A 15,738-nucleotide genomic window follows, 5' to 3' on the forward strand; every position below is an offset into this window, starting at 1 on the left:
GCACGCGGTTATGTTTAGCAAGATGAAAAATATAGATACAGCTTTCCGCCACGTCAGGAGTTTTACAATGCTGGTAATAGCAGGCAGTGCGGTCATTACGTGTTATGCACTTTATAAAAGTTTCAGCTCTGTCGCATCCATGCAGGATAAGGTTTATATCCTTGCCAACGGAAAAGTGCTGGAAGCTTACTCTTCAGACCGCAAAGATAATGTGCCGGTTGAAGCCAGGGATCATGTTAGGACGTTTCACCAGTATTTCTTCAGCCTTGATCCAGATGATAAAGTAATTAAAGCCAATGTAACAAAGGCACTTTATCTGGCCGATAATTCAGTTAAGCGCATCTACGATGATTTAAAAGAAAACGGGTATTATGCGGGAATTATATCAGGAAATATAAGCCAGACAGTTTTTATAGACAGCGTTACGATTGATATTAATGAATATCCCTACCGCTTTAAATGCTTTGCCCGGCAGAATATCATAAGAACCACAAGCATAATGAATAGAAACCTGATTACACAGGGAACGCTGCGGAATGTTTCAAGGAGCGATAATAATCCCCACGGTTTTCTAATAGAACGCTTTAATACTCTTGAGAACAAAGATCTTGGCACTTCAAGCAGAAAGCCATGAGAAGCTTATTTAGAAAACCTAGAAGCATCAATAAGCATTCACGGATTTACCTTATGATCAGATTCTGGTGGGTGGTTAAAATGGATAGGATAACTAAAAACCTTTCCAAATCACAGCTTGGGTAATCTCTTGCAGTTTTCATGATGACCGGAACAGTTCTTTGTTTTTATAAAATAATCAGCGGTGTTTTGCTGGACAGTCCTGAATCAATCAGTATTGAGGGAATATCAGCTGTAAAACCTTTTTATTCTGAAAAAAATGAAACGCTGCATTTCTTGAATATATCTCTTAAAAAAAGTGAAAAGCAATCCGATATCGGCAGATGCATAGACAGCGTAATAAATGTTTCTGGTACAATCGATTTAGAAAAAAAATATAATTCCAACGGCGCGGGCTTTTAAAATGCTCTAAAAGTCTGCGGAATTCAATACAGGTAACTATAATAATTGAAATTATGGAAAATAAAACACTTTCGGCAAAAGACAGAAAGGACCGTAAAATGATGCTGGTTCTTCCATTGCTTATACTGCCATTTATAACAATGCTTTTCTGGGTTTTTGGAGGCGGTAAAGGAAAAGAAACCGTGTTTTCAGCAGAAAAGAAATCAGGTTTTAACATGCTGCTTCCAAACCCAAAGCTAAAGGAAGACTCTGCATTAGATAAAATGAGCTACTATGATCAGGCATCAGCTGATTCCATAAAATTGGAGGAACAGAAGAAAAAGGATCCTAATTATTCGATAAGTAAGGCAGATGAAACTAATCTTGAATCTGACGGCTTTTTGGATTCGGATGCAGCTTCAATAAGAAGCCGGAAAGGCGGGCTAAATACAGGTTTTTTAAAGCTGGAAAATGAGCAGAAGATGTACCAGAAACTTCATGCTCTCCAAAAGGCAATTGCAGAGCCTGCTAAAGTAAATGGATACGATCAGGACATGAGAGAGTTTCAATATCAAAAAACACCTTACGGTGAATCAGCAGAAATGAGAAACTTGGAACAGCTGATGGCGGCAATGAGTGCACCGACTGAACCTGATCCAGAACTGGCGCAGCTGGGAGGGATGCTGGAAAATATCTTGGATATACAGCACCCGGAAAGGGTTCAGGAAAAGTTGAGGCAGAATTCAAAGATTCACAAAGGAAAAATATTTTCAGTGAGAAGGAAAGATGATGCTCAGGTCGCAAGTTCTCTTCAGAATACATCAAATTCAGCAGTAAAACAAGGAACGAATTCTTTTTATTCCCTGGATGAAGAAATGGGCAATGAAGAAATTCAGAATGCGGTTGAGGCAGTGATTCATCAAACGCAGACCATCGTAAACGGTTCAATTGTTAAAATAAGGCTTTTAAATGATGTTTTTATCAACGGCGTACTCATTCCAAGAAACAGTTTCGTATTTGGAACTGCATCTCTGAAAGGAGAAAGACTGGAAATAAAGATAAACACCATAAAATACCTAAACGCCATTTTTCCTGTAGAGCTTTCAGTTTTTGATATAGACGGTATAAAAGGCATCTATATTCCAGGTACAATTAACAGGGATGTTGCAAAAGCCTCAGCAGATAGATCGATGCAGAGTATCGGACTTACGGGAGTAAGTGATTCATGGGGAGCACAGGCTGCCGGAATGGGAGTGGAAGCAGCAAAAACGCTTTTAAGTAAAAAAGTCAAACTTATTAAAGTGGCAGTAAAAGCTGGCTATAAAGTGCTGCTTTATGATGAGAAGGATAAGAATGAGAAATAATTTTAAACTAATCAATATGAGAAACTTAAAAATATCAATTATTATATGCATTTTCTTGACAGTTATTTCGGGATATGCACAATATAATTCAAAAGCTGAATATAATAATATACAGCTCAGCTATTCAAAAACTACCAGCATCTTATTTCCGTATGCTGTCAAAAGTCTAGATATCGGCAGCCGTGATGTGCTGGTGCAGAAAGCTAAAGGAGTTGAAAATATACTGCTGCTGAAAGCAGGAAAACAGAATTTTCTGCAGACCAACCTTACTGTAGTCACATCAGACGGAAAGCTTTACAGCTTCATATTAAATTTTGATGATTTGTGTCCGACTTTACATATTGATGCCGGACTGCGAAATGCGGATGACAGACAGCTTTTGTTCTCACTGGAGAATGAAAACCAGAAGGAAATAAAGGATTATGCGATGCTCGCATTATCTAAGAAAAATAAGGTAAGCGGACTTAATTCAAGAAGATCAGAAATTGAGATAAGAGTTGACGGCATTTTTATTCATCAGGATATAATGTATTTCAGGGTCTCTCTGGGAAATTATTCTAAAATTAATTATGATGTTGACCAGCTTCGTTTTTTTATTCGTGACCAGAGAAAATCAAAGCGTACCGCATCACAGGAAATAGAGGTTATACCGTTTTTCAGTACTGGTGATTTCAGCCGGATTTATGATAAATCTGAAGTTATAACTGTATTTGCCCTGCCTAAATTTACAATACCGGAAAAGAAAAAGTTTACCATGCAGGTCTTTGAGAAAAATGGAGGCAGGCATCTGGAGCTGGATATAAAAAATAGGAACCTGGTAAATCTTGAAATACTGGGTAACTTATAATTAGTACTAATTTTAAATGTAAAAGATCATGAACCAGAAAAATTTAGATTACCTTAAAGATCAGTTGAAATATACTGGATTTGGGGAAACTTTTGAAGCAGAGCTGAAGGCAAATATGCTGAAAGGCGAAAAAGATTTTAAAATTGTTCGCACAGGCATTATGAACAACGGTGTTCCTAACAAAGACAGCGTGACAGTTGAATTAAACTTTAAAAAGTCCGAACAGAACGATATGTATTTTTTTAATTCCTACCATGTTAACCTGCAAAAGGAGGAAAACAAACCGGGATTGGAACAAACCTTTTACATCAACAAAGAGGGGAGCATTACAATGAAAGAAGCCTATAATTTAATGGAAGGACGATCTGTCAATAAAAATCTTCAAAGTAAGGACGGCGAAGCCTATAATGCTTGGATTTCTTTGAATTTCAAGGAAACCGATAGCAGCGGGAACTTTAAGCTGAATCAGTATCACCAGAATTACGGCTATGATCTGGAAGCTTCGCTGGAGAAGCATTCGATAAAAGAACTGCTTACTCCGCAGTATAAAGAAGATTTAATTAATTCTCTAAAAAAAGGAAATCTGCAGTCCGTAACTTTTGTTGTGGGTGGAGAAGAACGAAAACAGTTTGTGGAAGCAAATCCGCAGTTTAAAACGGTAAAGGTTTATGATTCTTCAATGCAGAGAATCAATGATCGTGAAAGTAAAGGTGAGAAACAGTCTCGATCAAAAGAAAAGAATACCGTCCAGAGTAATAATGATGATGCGCCGCCACAGAAAGAACAGAATAATAAGTCACGTTCAAAAAAAGCAGGCAGATCCGTGTAGCCTCAGAAATCCAATTAAAGATTCATCATTATGCCGTCTGAAAATAATAGAGTAGAGAATGAGATAAAACTCTGGTTATCGAAGGAAGAAAAATTAAAATCTCTTTTTAAAAGCAGCCCTGCAATGGAACGTTCTTTTGGAATAGAGAAATTAAAGTTCTTTAGAATGCTGCTTTTTAAATATAAAAGAACTAAAGCGATAGATGAAATTTTAACATTAAGGTTTCTTAAGCATGAATATAAAAATTTGAGGCAAAATTTATATCCAAATATCTTCAGCCGACTTTTAAATGAAGCTGTTAATGCTGTTGCTTTTGAAAGGATTGATAAGCGGGAATATCTAAAAGATCAGGAATTAAACAGAACATCATTGCAAGAACAGTTAAAAAACAGCGGTTTTACAGATGTTTACCCTAAGACATTAGAGCAAATGCAGGAACAGCAGTTAAGCTTCTCTGTTCCTGTTTCATATCATATTTCTGAAAATGAAAGACTTGAGCATTCTTTATTATTTCAAAAGAATGCACAGGGAGCTTATCAATTTGATGGATTCAGTTCAATTCTTTACACAGACTCTTCACCATCTGGGCAGAGTTCACACTATTTTAAAAATGGCAAATCTGAAAATTTTAACGCTTCGGAGGCATACAATCTGCTGGCTGGAAGGGCAGTACTTAAAAACGGAACTTGGAAGCAGTTTAACTTTTATGATAAAGATCTTAGAGATAATTACCGCATGAATGAATTTCCAGAGACCTATGGCTATAATGTAAGCAATGTTCTAAGAACTCTTCCACTTAAAAATGAAGATTATCAAGAATTTGAATCTTTGTCTGATTCTTTAAAAAGAGGAAAAAGGGAAGAGGCTTCCCTAATGATTCAGAATAGAGAAATCAAGGTTTTTATCGAAGCAAATCCTCGCTTTAAAACGCTTACTTTTTATAATGACAGAATGCAGAAGATAAGTTTGAGGGAACTGCAAAGCGGATGCAAGGTACAGCAGGTGAAAAAGCATGAGATGCCTATGGAGTCGGTTTCAAGAAAGATGTCGCCGAAATTTTGAGAAATAAAAACCTATGAAAATTATGGATAATCTTAAAATCTTAACCAGATTTTTCAAGGCAATTGAAGATGATTTTAGAATTGGAACTACCCATATAGCTATTTTTGCAGCTCTACTCCAGTTTCGTGCTTCTAAAGATTACATCAATCCAGTATTAGCGTACAGCATCGAAATTCAAAGCATTGCAAAGGTAATGTCTCCAAAAACTTACCATAGATGTATGCGTGATCTTGATAATTACGGCTATCTAGTTTATGTTCCGACGAAGAATAAAAATAAGAGAAGCAGTATCTATTTTCATTTGGAATAATATTTCAGATGATAATCTAACAATAATAAAATTTAAATTTTACAATGAGATGGAGGAACTTGTAACTAAAGATGATTTAAGACAATTTGGGCTTATGTTAACCAATGTTATGCGTACACTTATTGTGCAATCTGCCGAGGTTCAGAATATTGGATCGGAATCTCAATGGGTTAAAACTAAAGCTGTTCGCAAAATGCTTGACATATCAGCAGGTTCAGTCCAGAATCTTAGAATATCCCAGAAAGTACGTTTTAAAAAGGTATTAGGAGCCTATTATTATAATAGAGAAGATCTTCAAAAATTATTTGATGATGAAAAAAAATAATATTTTTAGGGAAAAAGACATTATGCATTATCTCTCAAGGTACTGTGATGATCCAAAACTAAATGTCTGGCATCTATCAATTTTGACAGCAATACTGGCATTAGGCTATAGACAAGGGGAGAGAAGAAGGATTAAAGTCAGCCGCAGTAAAATTATGCAGCTATCGCATGTGCACACCTTGCCAACTTATCATAAGTATTTTAAACATCTTCAGGATTTAGGATACATTAAGTACACCCCATCTTATGATCCAGGATATAAAAGCGAAGTTAAGTTATGTAAAAAGAGGCTATCTCAAAATATTTGAGATAGCCTCTTTGATTTTAAATGATTATCTGAAATTAAATATCATGAAGTTATATTGTATTTCTTTTTGATTGCCTGGATTTCTTTTTCGAGCCTGCTGAGAACCGCCAAATCAGGCTTAGACATTTTGGACCCAGTTTTATTGAGTTTTTTATTGACAATAGACATTTCACGTCCGATTGTGGCCTGCTCAGTTATAGCATATGCCTCAGTCTGTTTTACCGATGCATGACCCAGCAGTTCTTTAACTACATTAATAGGGACGTTGTTATTTAATGTGACAGTGCTTCCGAAAGTACGGCGGGCCATATGCGTGTTTAATGTAAGAGGAAAGCCGCACAAGACTGCCAACTCTTTCAGGTACTCATTCATTTTCTGGTTGGATGAAACAGGAAGCACGGTTCCACGCTGGATACACAGCGGGTGCTCTTTATATTTTTCAACTATTTTCAGTGCTTGGGGAAGAAGAGGGACATTAAATGATGAGTTTGTTTTCTGCCTTTCGGACATAATCCACAGGTTTCTGTCAATACCTTTTTTGATATCAGTCTTTTTTAATTGGTATGCGTCTATGTAAGCCAGGCCAGTGTAGCATTGGAAGACAAATACATCCCTTACGACATTGAGCCTGTCAGTTGTGAAATAATGACTTTCCAGTTCGTACAGTTCCTGCGCGGTGAGCGGTTTTTTTACCAGTTTTGTTTTACGTCCCTTAAAGTTCTTAAATGGATCCTTTGTGATTATTTCCTTATCGATGGTGCGGATTACAATCTTTTTGAAATTTGCAATATACTTTAGGGTGTTGTTGCTGCTGCAGTCGCGTACAGTTCTAAGGTAAAACTCGAAATCCTTTACAAACTCAAGATTCAAATCCGCAAATTCAAGATCGTGCTTTTTAACCTTGAATTTTATAAACGCAGTCAAATGGTTTTTAGTAATGGTAAACCGGTCAAGGGTGCCTTTTGCATAGCCTTTTCCAAGAAGCGCCTCCATTTCATCGTTATGCTTTTGAAATTCTTCCAGCACCTTAATCTTTGGGGCTGTCCTTCCCTGAACCTTGTCCATAATTTTTTCAGCGGTTATGATTTTGCCGCTGTACATCATTTCGGTTTTGATTTCATTGATTTTTAAAGTCAGCGAATCCAAAAAGAAGTTCAGTGACTTTGCATTTTCCTTTGAGCCGACCGCTCTTTCGAACCTTTGATCCCATCGTGTATTATCCCATTTTTTCTTAGTTGAGCTTTCCTTACGGATACCGTCAACAGTTATTCTGAAATACATAATCCATTCCCTGCTTTCTATTTTGGGTCTTTTTAAAAAGAATCCCAAACCAAAACTGCTTTCCAACATAATCCTACTTTTTAAATTAATAAATGTAGAATAATATCACTGTCAAATCAAGTCGTTAACCCCTGTAATATAAGGGATTTTTGCTGTTTCTGGTGCACTTTTCTGCGCGCCCGAAAGTGCACCGATTCTGGACCTTTAATTTTGTGAGCATTTATAAATATTGAAAACAGCCCATAAAGCAAAAAAGCCAGTAAATCATCGGATTTACTGGCTTTAAGACATTTTTTAAGGCTTTTTAAAAAGATTGAAAACTTTAAGTTTTCCGGCTTTTCGGCCTTTCCGTGGGGAGAGCAGGACTCGAACTTATGAGGTGTCAATTTACCAGAATAAATTAGGAATTAATTCTTCGTTTGTTATATATTGATTATTTTTTTTGAAGTTTTTCAAAAGTGGTGAAATCTTCTTGAAAACCTTAGATGTTTGCAGATTGAGTTTTGGCTTAGTGCAGATATTTCTCTTTTAGAGTAGCTTGAACATTTCCTTTATCACATATTACATTTAATGAAATGTATTTTAAAAATTCTGCGGATTGCATATGTACTGTGGATGAATGTAAAAACCGTGTAAAAGAGCATTTTTTTTTAAAAGGTTCAATTATTTTCTGATTAGAAGAAAAAGTGATAGTACATTCTTATGTTTAAGAGAAACAGAAGGATCTTTGTATTTCTTAAGAATATTGATAGCCTTTAGAAGAGATACCCTTGTAGTAGAATTTGTTTTCTGTTACTTAAATGAAACTCCCAAAGAATAGAACAATTTAAATATATAAAAATATTTTTAGAATTATGATTTGATCATTGATGTCTAAGTTATAAAATTAAAATCAAGAACCATATTATATAACCATTTGCGAGAAATTACAATATAGATATAAGCATTCTTTAGCAACGAACAAATTTAGAACAAATTTAATTTACCAAATCTTATTTTTAATTTAAAAATCAGTAAACTATCTTGACCTTTAATATCTATTCTTTTTATCTCGTAATCATCTTTAAAAGGAAAGCGATTTGGACGATTGCCGATTCTTAATCCCAATTTTATTCTATTGCTAATTAGTATTTGTTTAAAATTTTCTTTCCTATTCCCTGCCTTAGGGTAGTTGCCATAGGGATACGCCAAGACTGGATATATTTTTAATCCATTATCCTCAATTATCTTTTCACATTTTAGAAAATCATTTTGTATTTCTATTGCAGATAATAAACTATATTTTTTATGTTCATATGAATGATATCCTAATTCTATCCTATTGCTATTTAGACCTTTTAACTGCTCAATTGTCATGATCTTTTTTTTAGAAAATCCATAACCATTTATCCATAAATCTGTTTTTCCTATATAAAAAAAAGGAATAAAAAAACTGGCCTTAAAATTAAATTTTTCCAGTAATGGGATAGCAAAAATCAGTTGATTTTCAGTAGCATCGTCAAAAGTGAGTACAATGCTTTTTTTGGGTATAGATTTCATTCTTTGTAATTCGGAAAAATGAAACGTTGTATAATTGTTGTTTTTTAAATATTGAAGCTGTTGCTCTAAGTTTTGCACAGAAACAGTTAATTTATTACTTTCAGTATCACAAATGTTATGATACATTAAAATAGGGAGTATAGCCATTTTATATATTAAAGATTATAAAAATAAAAAACTAATCTAACTTGAATTTTAAAATATTTAGACAATTGAAACGATTATGATCTCACATTTTCTTATGAATCAAATTATTTTAGAAAAAAATAAAACCTCAATAATTTTTATATTTTCTGTTTTTGTATTTTCAAAAGTTTTGCGTATTTCATATAACAGAAGAAACTCTGAATTAGTGCAAATGATAGCCCGTCTATTCCATTAAAAATACCTTTCTTAAAAAAATAGCAACGAATAAAAGCGACTATTCCATTTAGAATAGGTTTGTAAAATTTTACTCTCACATTTTTATCAAAAAGCTGTTGGGATTGCCAAGTAGTATATAGGTTTTTTTTTAAAATAATATGATCTAAAGACTTCCAAGCATAATGTAAAATATGCACAGGTACTTTTTTAGCATTTTGTGCAATTATTCTTTGATGAACTATTGAATCTGATGGATGGGCTGTTTTTTTATTAAAAAGCCGGACTGTATAATCTGGATACCAACCTGAAAAATTTATAAGTTTATCATCTAAAAAATTTTTTATTCTAAAGCTAAAAGCATCATAATTGCCTTCTAAATATTCTTTTGTAAAAATAAAATTTTCCGCATCTTTATCTAGAAATTCATCTGCATCCAGATTAAGAATCCAATCATTTTTGCAGTATTGAAGACCATAAGAGCGTTGCGGACCATCTCCCAGAAAAGACTGTTTTATAATAATTGCTCCTTTTTCTTTGGCTATTTTAGCTGTTTTGTCATTACTGAATGAATCTACAACAACTATTTCGTCACAAATTCTAAATAAAGAATCAATACATTTACCAATATTTTTTTCTTCATTCAAAGTAATAATTAAACCACTAATTTTCATATTCTTTATATATTTAGACATGATTCTTGTATTGCTTTATATTTTAGATCTTAAAAAAAACTTAATTAGCGTTTATAGGTGTAGCTCTTTATTTGAGTCAATATTAATTTTGTTACTGACAAGATGGGAAAGAGAATTTTGGTATCTTTATAAAAAAACAAAAAAAAATGTTTTTCTATGTTTAATTTTGACTATCGTCTACTCTAATTTTATAATAAATCATTTTAAATATGTTTTTTTTTAACTCAAAAAAAAATGAATTTTCCATTTAGATTATTTGAAACTTAGATCGTGGAGATAATCGAAATAATTAAAAAAAAAGAAAAAAACAAATCTTAGAAGATTAATTGACAAATGTAAATTCTAATCTTAGATATAATTGTAAACTTGTAATATGTATGCCGGAATAAGTAACAATTGGCATGAAGGAAATAAAAATTTCGAAATTGTTTAGTGTTGAAATAGTTTATTTAGGTAATGACAAAAAAGTGAAAATAAGGACAAAGAATAAAATCAGTTCCAGTTAGCTGGTAATAGTCGAAAATACAGGAAAATATAAATGTAAGTCCAAATTGTGATCTTGAGGCATACTGTTATAAATATTTATGACAAAGATTTTGAGGCTTTAGGATTTTTTTAAGTTTCTTTAAATATTAATGACCCCCAAATAGGTCCATAGTAAGACAAAGGTTATATCATATGATGATTAGTTAATTAATATTTTGTTTTCTGAGGGTAAAGACGAGGGTAATGCAAACTGTTAGCTGTAAAGAAAAAGTTGGGTATAATAGTCTATCCTGATTGCCACTATCTTCAATGTAACAGAAAATTTATTCAAAATGATAATTATTTGAACAAATAAGTAAATTGAATCATTATTAAGTAAGTTTGTGATTGTTGGTAACGTAAAGTCGAATTATATGAAAATAAATTAATAGTTTTAAGAAAAGTTTTTTCTGCTATTGCTGATAAAGTAATATTTGTGATAAACCTAACAAATTTTAACTGTGCCATAATGTGCCGTCAATTTTTTGAATGTTTTTATAGAAATTTAAATAGGGTATAATAAGAAAAACCCTGAAAATTATTTAATTTTCAGGGTTTGCCGCCTTAACCTTTTCGGAGGAAGAAGGAATTTGAACCCGTACCTCTTACAGTCAGCAGTTTTCGATGCGGCATTCGACAGCTCTGCCATTCCTCCAATTTGATGCATACTATAGTTTGTTGAAGGTGCGAAATATAGAATGTTTTTTCGATTGTATTTTTTTTTTTTTTTTTTTTTTTGAAACTACATATAAGGAGAATTATATTTGTGTGCTAGTGTAAAAACAATCTTCAATAATTAATGGTTGGGGGGTATTTTAAATGCAATCTTTTTTACATCATTTTAAAGGTGTTAATGCCAAGTAAAAAGAGGTGTCTCACAAATTTTAAGCTGACCTCTTTTAGTTTTAAATGCGATATTTAAATAAACAGGTCTAAATGTGATACTTCTTTTTTATCATCTGGATTTCTTTTTCTAATCTGCCCAATGCATCCAAGTCCTCAGGGGATATTTTAGCTTTATTTTTGTCGAGCTTCTCGTTAAGTATTGACATTTCCCTTCCGATGGTTGCCTGCTCAGTAATTGCGTAAGCTTCTGTCTGCTTAACAGAGGAATGCCCAAGCAGTTCTTTTACCACGTTGATTGGAACATTATTGTTTAATGTGACGGTGCTTCCAAATGTACGGCGTGCCATATGGGTATTCAGAGTAAATGGAAAGCCGCATAGCGCTGCAATTTCTTTAAGGTACCCATTCATCTTCTGATTGGAATAAACAGGCAGCAGAGTCCCTCGTTTGATGCAGAGAGGATGATCTTTATATTTTTCAAGAATTCTGGCAGCATGGGGAAGAAGCGGAATCTTTGCAGTTGAATTAGTTTTCTGTCTCTCAGAGATAATCCATGGCTTCCCGTCCACACCATCTTTGATATCTGACCTGGTAAGCTGGTATGCATCAATATATGCAAGTCCGGTGTAGCATTGGAATACAAAAATGTCGCGTCCTACACTGAGTCTTTCTATTGAAAACTGATATGCTTCCAGTTCTGCCAATTCTTTTGCAGAGATAGGCTTCTTTACAATTTTTGTTTTTTTGCCTTTAAAGCTCTTAAATGGATCTTTTTCGATAACTTCTTTGTCAATGGCACGTATTACAATTTTTTTGAAGTTGGCAATGTATTTAAGGGCTGTATTATTGCTGCACTTGCGGACAGATCGAAGGTAAAACTCAAAATCTTTTACGAATTCAAGATCTAAATCGGCAAATTCAAAATCATCAGCATTATACTTGAATTTTATAAATGTGGACACATGATTTTTGGTTATGTTAAACCTCTCTAGGGTTGCGCCGGTATAGCCATTGCCAATCAGTGCCTCCAATTCATTATTATGTTTTTGAAATTCTTCAAGAACTTTTACCCTTGGAGAATTTCTTCCCATGACATGATCCATTATTTTCTGAGAGGTTATTGGTTTTCCGCTGTATAGGATCTCTGTTTTGATGTCATGGATTTTCGTGGTAAGTGAGTCCAAGAAAAAGTTGAGGGATTTTGCATCTTCTTTTGTGCCTATTGCTCTCTCTGTTCTTTTATTCCAGCGTTCAATGTCCCATTGGCGTCTGGTAGATGCTTCTTTTGGGATACCGTCTACGGTAATCCTAAAATAAACGGTTCTAATGTTACTTGCATGGCGGGGTACTTTCAAAAAGAAAATTAGCCCAAAGCTGTTCTCTAGCATAATTCAACTTATTAGATTAGTAAATGTAGAATTATAACCTTATTTAAACAAGATGTAAACGTGCTTAACCCCTTTGATATCGGGACTTAAGGTGGAATTTTGTGGCACACTTTTAAAATCTTAGCCTGTGCCACGAATGCGCCACGAAGATTTTGTTTGTTTTTGAAAATATTGAAAAGCGGTATAAAAGAAGAAACCCTGCAAATCGTCTGATTTGCAGGGTTTTCCGTGAATTTTAGCCTTTTTTGTAAACTTTGAAAAGTCTCATTTTAAGCTCTCAGCGGAGAAAGAGGTTCCTCCTCGATGTATTAAACCCCTAGTAAATACTAGGCTTCGTATGCTATTTAAGAGTCGGCACAGTAAAAAAGTGTACCTCGAAATCTTAACCAATTTCTCAAGTCAAATATAGGTTAAAAACAGCATAAATATACAAAAAAATTATGGAATTTCCAGAGCTTTCAAAATTTAAAATTGATATTTATTTGTCAATTGATGTATTTTGAAGGTATCTTTAGAACATTATTATGGGGGTTTTTGCGTAATTAGAGTTTTGATGATTTCAATCTATTTCAAAATTTTTATTTTATGATTCATGGGAATTCTTTGTGAATGCAAAATATTTTGTTAAGCAAAAAAATAGATTTCAATTTATTATAATATTCTTTTCTGATTCTCCATTATATGCTTATATATCCAGATTTATCTTCTCATAAAAAACCATGAAAAAATATATTCGATTGAAAAGATGTGCAGAGTCTTAAAAGCCAGCCCAAGCAGCTGCCATAATTGGAAGCTGCAGGTTCCATCAGAAAAGACAGAGGAGAACTGCTCTGATAAAAGAAGGAACTGCTTCAATATACTTAATGCTAAAAAGCGGTATGGAAGCCCAAGAATTATCCTTGAACTGCAAAGCCAAGGATATCAGATATCCAGAAAGCTTTAGCTACATACATGAAGCAGTTAGGGCTGCACAGCAAATTGAGCAAAAAATTCAAGGCAGCGGCCAATTCAAAACACAATTATTTTACTGTTCGATATATCCTAAAAAGGGAACCTGAAAAGGCTCGGGTTTTCAGAGATCACCTGTATACAAACAAAGGATGGATTTTTATACCTGCCCATTATTTTAGATGCATTTGACAGAAAGACAGCTGGCTGGAGTTCAAGCAATGGACTAAGCACTAAACAAACTGTATTGAAGGCTTGGGAAAGGCAACCAAGAACAGGACAATTGCAGATGAATTAATATTCCATTCTGACCGAGGGAACAATATTCCAATAAAAAATTTGCAGATCCACTGGACTCTTATAAAATATCACAAGAAGCAGAAGCCGTAAAGGAGACTTCTGAGATAATGATGCCACTGAAAGTTTTTTCAAACCTTTCAAAACGGAATTGGTTGATGGAAGCAAATTGCTTTCTAGAGAACAGATGAAACTTGAAATTTTTGACTCGAGCGTAAGAGAACAGGCGAAGCAATAAATCGAAAATTTGTCACAATAAAAAAAAAGGCATTCGGCTTTGAACCATAAAACAATTGAAGAATTTAATAAACTAACTAATTATAAAAATGCAGCTTAGCCTTTTCTCCAGTTTTTTTTTGCATATCCAATACATTCTTCTATTGCATATAGAACACCAAACGAAATGGAATTATTACACCAGCAAATGAAAAATTAGTAGCGTAAAAAGTCTCCACTTTTTAGTTGCAATTTCAATAGGAATCCAAGCTAAGTTAGAACATCCATTACGCATTTATATGTTTTTTTTTATTAGTTATAATTCCTATCTTATTGTTAATTTTATTTCGTTAAATAACTAATTATAAGCATTTCTATAATTTATTAACTAAGGAAATTTTATGGACTTTGTCCTTAAAAGATTCTAAAATAATTATTGGACTCTGATATAAGCTTTTGTGAAAAAAATAATATCAATGCAAAATTATTTATTTATTTGCTATGCACATTAAGTTTTCGACAGAAAGCAACTGATAGCTGTAGGTCGAAAATATAAGATGTTAAGCTTAATTTAAATGGTCTAATTCAAGCAAATTAATTATTAATAGTCACAGTATATATTTGATGAAATTATATGAAAAGGTGGGTGATGATTTCAGTGACTTTGGGTATTGTTGAGATAATAGCCTGAATTAAGTAAAAATGTTTGCATTAGTGAGAAGATCCCACTAGAGTAAAATAAACTTATATTAGGAAATTTAGTTGCAAAAGGAGAGAAAATTAATCGGAAATATATAACCTGAAGGTATAGATTATTGCGTATGTAAGGAAATTTCTTAACTGAGGACAAAAGTAGTTAAAAGGTTTATATATTATAAAACTAAATAATATCCGCAATATGTCAAAAGTTTGAAGTCGTATTTCTTGTTGTTTTTTAAATGAGCATCGTAAAATGCATTCAAAAACAAGTCGATAGTTGAAGAGTCAAATTCGTAAACATTGTTTTTTATTTTACAACTGTTGTTGCTGTTTTTTCTTTGTGAATAAATATTAAATGGTTGGTAAAGTCTTTTAAATATTTTATAAGTTCTATTTTAAATTGACTTTAGCAGTGTTCCCGTGTTAGATTTCCCCAAATCCTAAGTGATGCGATTTTTATTGATGCGCTTCGATAACAGTTATTGATTATCTCAAGTTTTTACGAGATGATAATTGACCAAAAAGCATACATTGACGTTGTTTCTTACAAGTAAAATATTTAACACTTTTATTGCCGAAATATTTTGTTATAAGCCTTTCAAAAATGCTTTTTGCTAGAAAAATCAAACAATTGATAGGTACAGATTTTTTTGAAATTTTTGTAAAGTTAATTTAGGGCTAGAGCAGTTAAATGCAAATTGGTATGCCCAAAAATGAGGTATAAAATGCATATCTTAAATATTTAGGAATAAAAAAAATATACGGCATTTGAGCACCGTATCGTTTTTTTTTTTTTTTTGCATAAAAATGATTTATAAAAACGGCTGCTTGCCTTCCATGAGTTTTGTTTTGAATACAGGATAGAGGTTGTTTTTTATTGTTGGTTA

13 protein-coding genes, 1 tRNA gene and 1 pseudogene are annotated in these 15,738 nt (G+C 33.2%); 9 read left to right on the forward strand and 6 right to left on the reverse strand.

The window, feature by feature from the left end; all coding sequences use genetic code 11:
* Positions 1–10: 10 nt before the first annotated feature.
* From traK to M0M44_RS11575, 8 genes are all read left to right on the forward strand, one after another.
* Entirely contained in the window at positions 11–634 is a 624-nt protein-coding gene (traK, locus tag M0M44_RS11540) for a conjugative transposon protein TraK (RefSeq protein WP_248729892.1), read from the forward strand.
* 454 nt (positions 635–1,088) lie between these two features.
* On the forward strand, positions 1,089–2,378 hold the full coding sequence (gene traM, locus M0M44_RS11545) for a conjugative transposon protein TraM (protein ID WP_248729893.1): 1,290 nt from the start codon (positions 1,089–1,091) through the stop codon (positions 2,376–2,378).
* A 16-nt stretch (positions 2,379–2,394) separates the two neighbouring features.
* The gene (traN, locus tag M0M44_RS11550; protein WP_248729894.1) at positions 2,395–3,225 is read left to right on the forward strand and encodes a conjugative transposon protein TraN; all 831 of its coding nucleotides are present in this window, start codon (positions 2,395–2,397) and stop codon (positions 3,223–3,225) included.
* 28 nt (positions 3,226–3,253) lie between these two features.
* Positions 3,254–4,054, forward strand: coding sequence for a hypothetical protein (locus M0M44_RS11555; protein WP_248729895.1), 801 nt, complete (start codon positions 3,254–3,256; stop codon positions 4,052–4,054).
* Between the two features lie 123 nt (positions 4,055–4,177).
* Positions 4,178–5,116 carry a hypothetical protein gene (locus M0M44_RS11560; protein ID WP_248729896.1) on the forward strand — a complete coding sequence of 313 codons (939 nt, stop codon included), beginning with the start codon at positions 4,178–4,180 and terminating at the stop codon, positions 5,114–5,116.
* A gap of 22 nt (positions 5,117–5,138) precedes the next feature.
* A complete protein-coding gene (locus M0M44_RS11565) occupies positions 5,139–5,426 on the forward strand; it encodes a hypothetical protein (RefSeq protein WP_248729897.1) in 288 nt (95 codons plus the stop codon).
* A gap of 49 nt (positions 5,427–5,475) precedes the next feature.
* Positions 5,476–5,751: a helix-turn-helix domain-containing protein gene (locus M0M44_RS11570; protein WP_248729898.1), complete on the forward strand. Its 276-nt coding sequence runs from the start codon at positions 5,476–5,478 to the stop codon at positions 5,749–5,751.
* The gene (locus M0M44_RS11575) at positions 5,738–6,058 is read left to right on the forward strand and encodes a hypothetical protein (RefSeq protein WP_248729899.1); all 321 of its coding nucleotides are present in this window, start codon (positions 5,738–5,740) and stop codon (positions 6,056–6,058) included. The genes M0M44_RS11570 and M0M44_RS11575 overlap by 14 nt, the downstream gene beginning before the upstream one ends.
* Before the next feature lie 41 nt (positions 6,059–6,099).
* On the opposite strand, the gene M0M44_RS11580 is transcribed toward M0M44_RS11575, so the two are convergent.
* The 5 genes from M0M44_RS11580 to M0M44_RS11600 form a co-directional block, all read right to left on the reverse strand.
* The gene (locus M0M44_RS11580; protein ID WP_248729900.1) at positions 6,100–7,407 is read right to left on the reverse strand and encodes a site-specific integrase; all 1,308 of its coding nucleotides are present in this window, start codon (positions 7,405–7,407) and stop codon (positions 6,100–6,102) included.
* A gap of 897 nt (positions 7,408–8,304) precedes the next feature.
* Positions 8,305–9,024, reverse strand: coding sequence for a polysaccharide deacetylase family protein (locus M0M44_RS11585; RefSeq protein ID WP_248729901.1), 720 nt, complete (start codon positions 9,022–9,024; stop codon positions 8,305–8,307).
* A 137-nt stretch (positions 9,025–9,161) separates the two neighbouring features.
* Positions 9,162–9,911, reverse strand: a complete 750-nt coding sequence (locus M0M44_RS11590; RefSeq protein WP_248729902.1) for a glycosyltransferase family 2 protein — start codon at positions 9,909–9,911, stop codon at positions 9,162–9,164.
* Between the two features lie 1,120 nt (positions 9,912–11,031).
* Positions 11,032–11,112: transfer RNA gene (locus tag M0M44_RS11595), tRNA-OTHER, on the reverse strand.
* Between the two features lie 277 nt (positions 11,113–11,389).
* A complete protein-coding gene (locus M0M44_RS11600) occupies positions 11,390–12,691 on the reverse strand; it encodes a site-specific integrase (protein ID WP_248729903.1) in 1,302 nt (433 codons plus the stop codon).
* Between the two features lie 1,378 nt (positions 12,692–14,069).
* Here M0M44_RS11600 and M0M44_RS23910 point away from each other — a divergent pair.
* Positions 14,070–14,174: pseudogene (locus M0M44_RS23910) on the forward strand (hypothetical protein); the annotation flags it as partial.
* A gap of 1,163 nt (positions 14,175–15,337) precedes the next feature.
* On the opposite strand, the gene M0M44_RS23915 reads toward M0M44_RS23910, so the two are convergent.
* A complete protein-coding gene (locus tag M0M44_RS23915) occupies positions 15,338–15,478 on the reverse strand; it encodes a DUF4372 domain-containing protein (RefSeq protein WP_420842768.1) in 141 nt (46 codons plus the stop codon).
* Positions 15,479–15,738 lie beyond the last annotated feature (260 nt).

Source organism: Flavobacterium humidisoli, assembly GCF_023272795.1.
GTDB classification, from domain to species: Bacteria; Bacteroidota; Bacteroidia; order Flavobacteriales; family Flavobacteriaceae; genus Flavobacterium; species Flavobacterium humidisoli.

Excerpts from the sequence above, each read along its gene's own strand:
- M0M44_RS11590 (WP_248729902.1), bottom strand. The coding sequence starts at position 9,911 with ATGAAAATTAGTGGTTTAATTATTACTTTGAATGAAGAAAAAAATATT.
- M0M44_RS11570 (WP_248729898.1), top strand. The coding sequence starts at position 5,476 with ATGGAGGAACTTGTAACTAAAGATGATTTAAGACAATTTGGGCTTATG.
- M0M44_RS11585 (WP_248729901.1), bottom strand. The coding sequence starts at position 9,024 with ATGGCTATACTCCCTATTTTAATGTATCATAACATTTGTGATACTGAA.
- traM (WP_248729893.1), top strand. The coding sequence starts at position 1,089 with ATGGAAAATAAAACACTTTCGGCAAAAGACAGAAAGGACCGTAAAATG.
- traK (WP_248729892.1), top strand. The coding sequence starts at position 11 with ATGTTTAGCAAGATGAAAAATATAGATACAGCTTTCCGCCACGTCAGG.
- M0M44_RS11575 (WP_248729899.1), top strand. The coding sequence starts at position 5,738 with ATGAAAAAAAATAATATTTTTAGGGAAAAAGACATTATGCATTATCTC.
- M0M44_RS11600 (WP_248729903.1), bottom strand. The coding sequence starts at position 12,691 with ATGCTAGAGAACAGCTTTGGGCTAATTTTCTTTTTGAAAGTACCCCGC.
- M0M44_RS11560 (WP_248729896.1), top strand. The coding sequence starts at position 4,178 with ATGGAACGTTCTTTTGGAATAGAGAAATTAAAGTTCTTTAGAATGCTG.
- M0M44_RS11555 (WP_248729895.1), top strand. The coding sequence starts at position 3,254 with ATGAACCAGAAAAATTTAGATTACCTTAAAGATCAGTTGAAATATACT.
- M0M44_RS11565 (WP_248729897.1), top strand. The coding sequence starts at position 5,139 with ATGGATAATCTTAAAATCTTAACCAGATTTTTCAAGGCAATTGAAGAT.
- M0M44_RS11580 (WP_248729900.1), bottom strand. The coding sequence starts at position 7,407 with ATGTTGGAAAGCAGTTTTGGTTTGGGATTCTTTTTAAAAAGACCCAAA.
- traN (WP_248729894.1), top strand. The coding sequence starts at position 2,395 with ATGAGAAACTTAAAAATATCAATTATTATATGCATTTTCTTGACAGTT.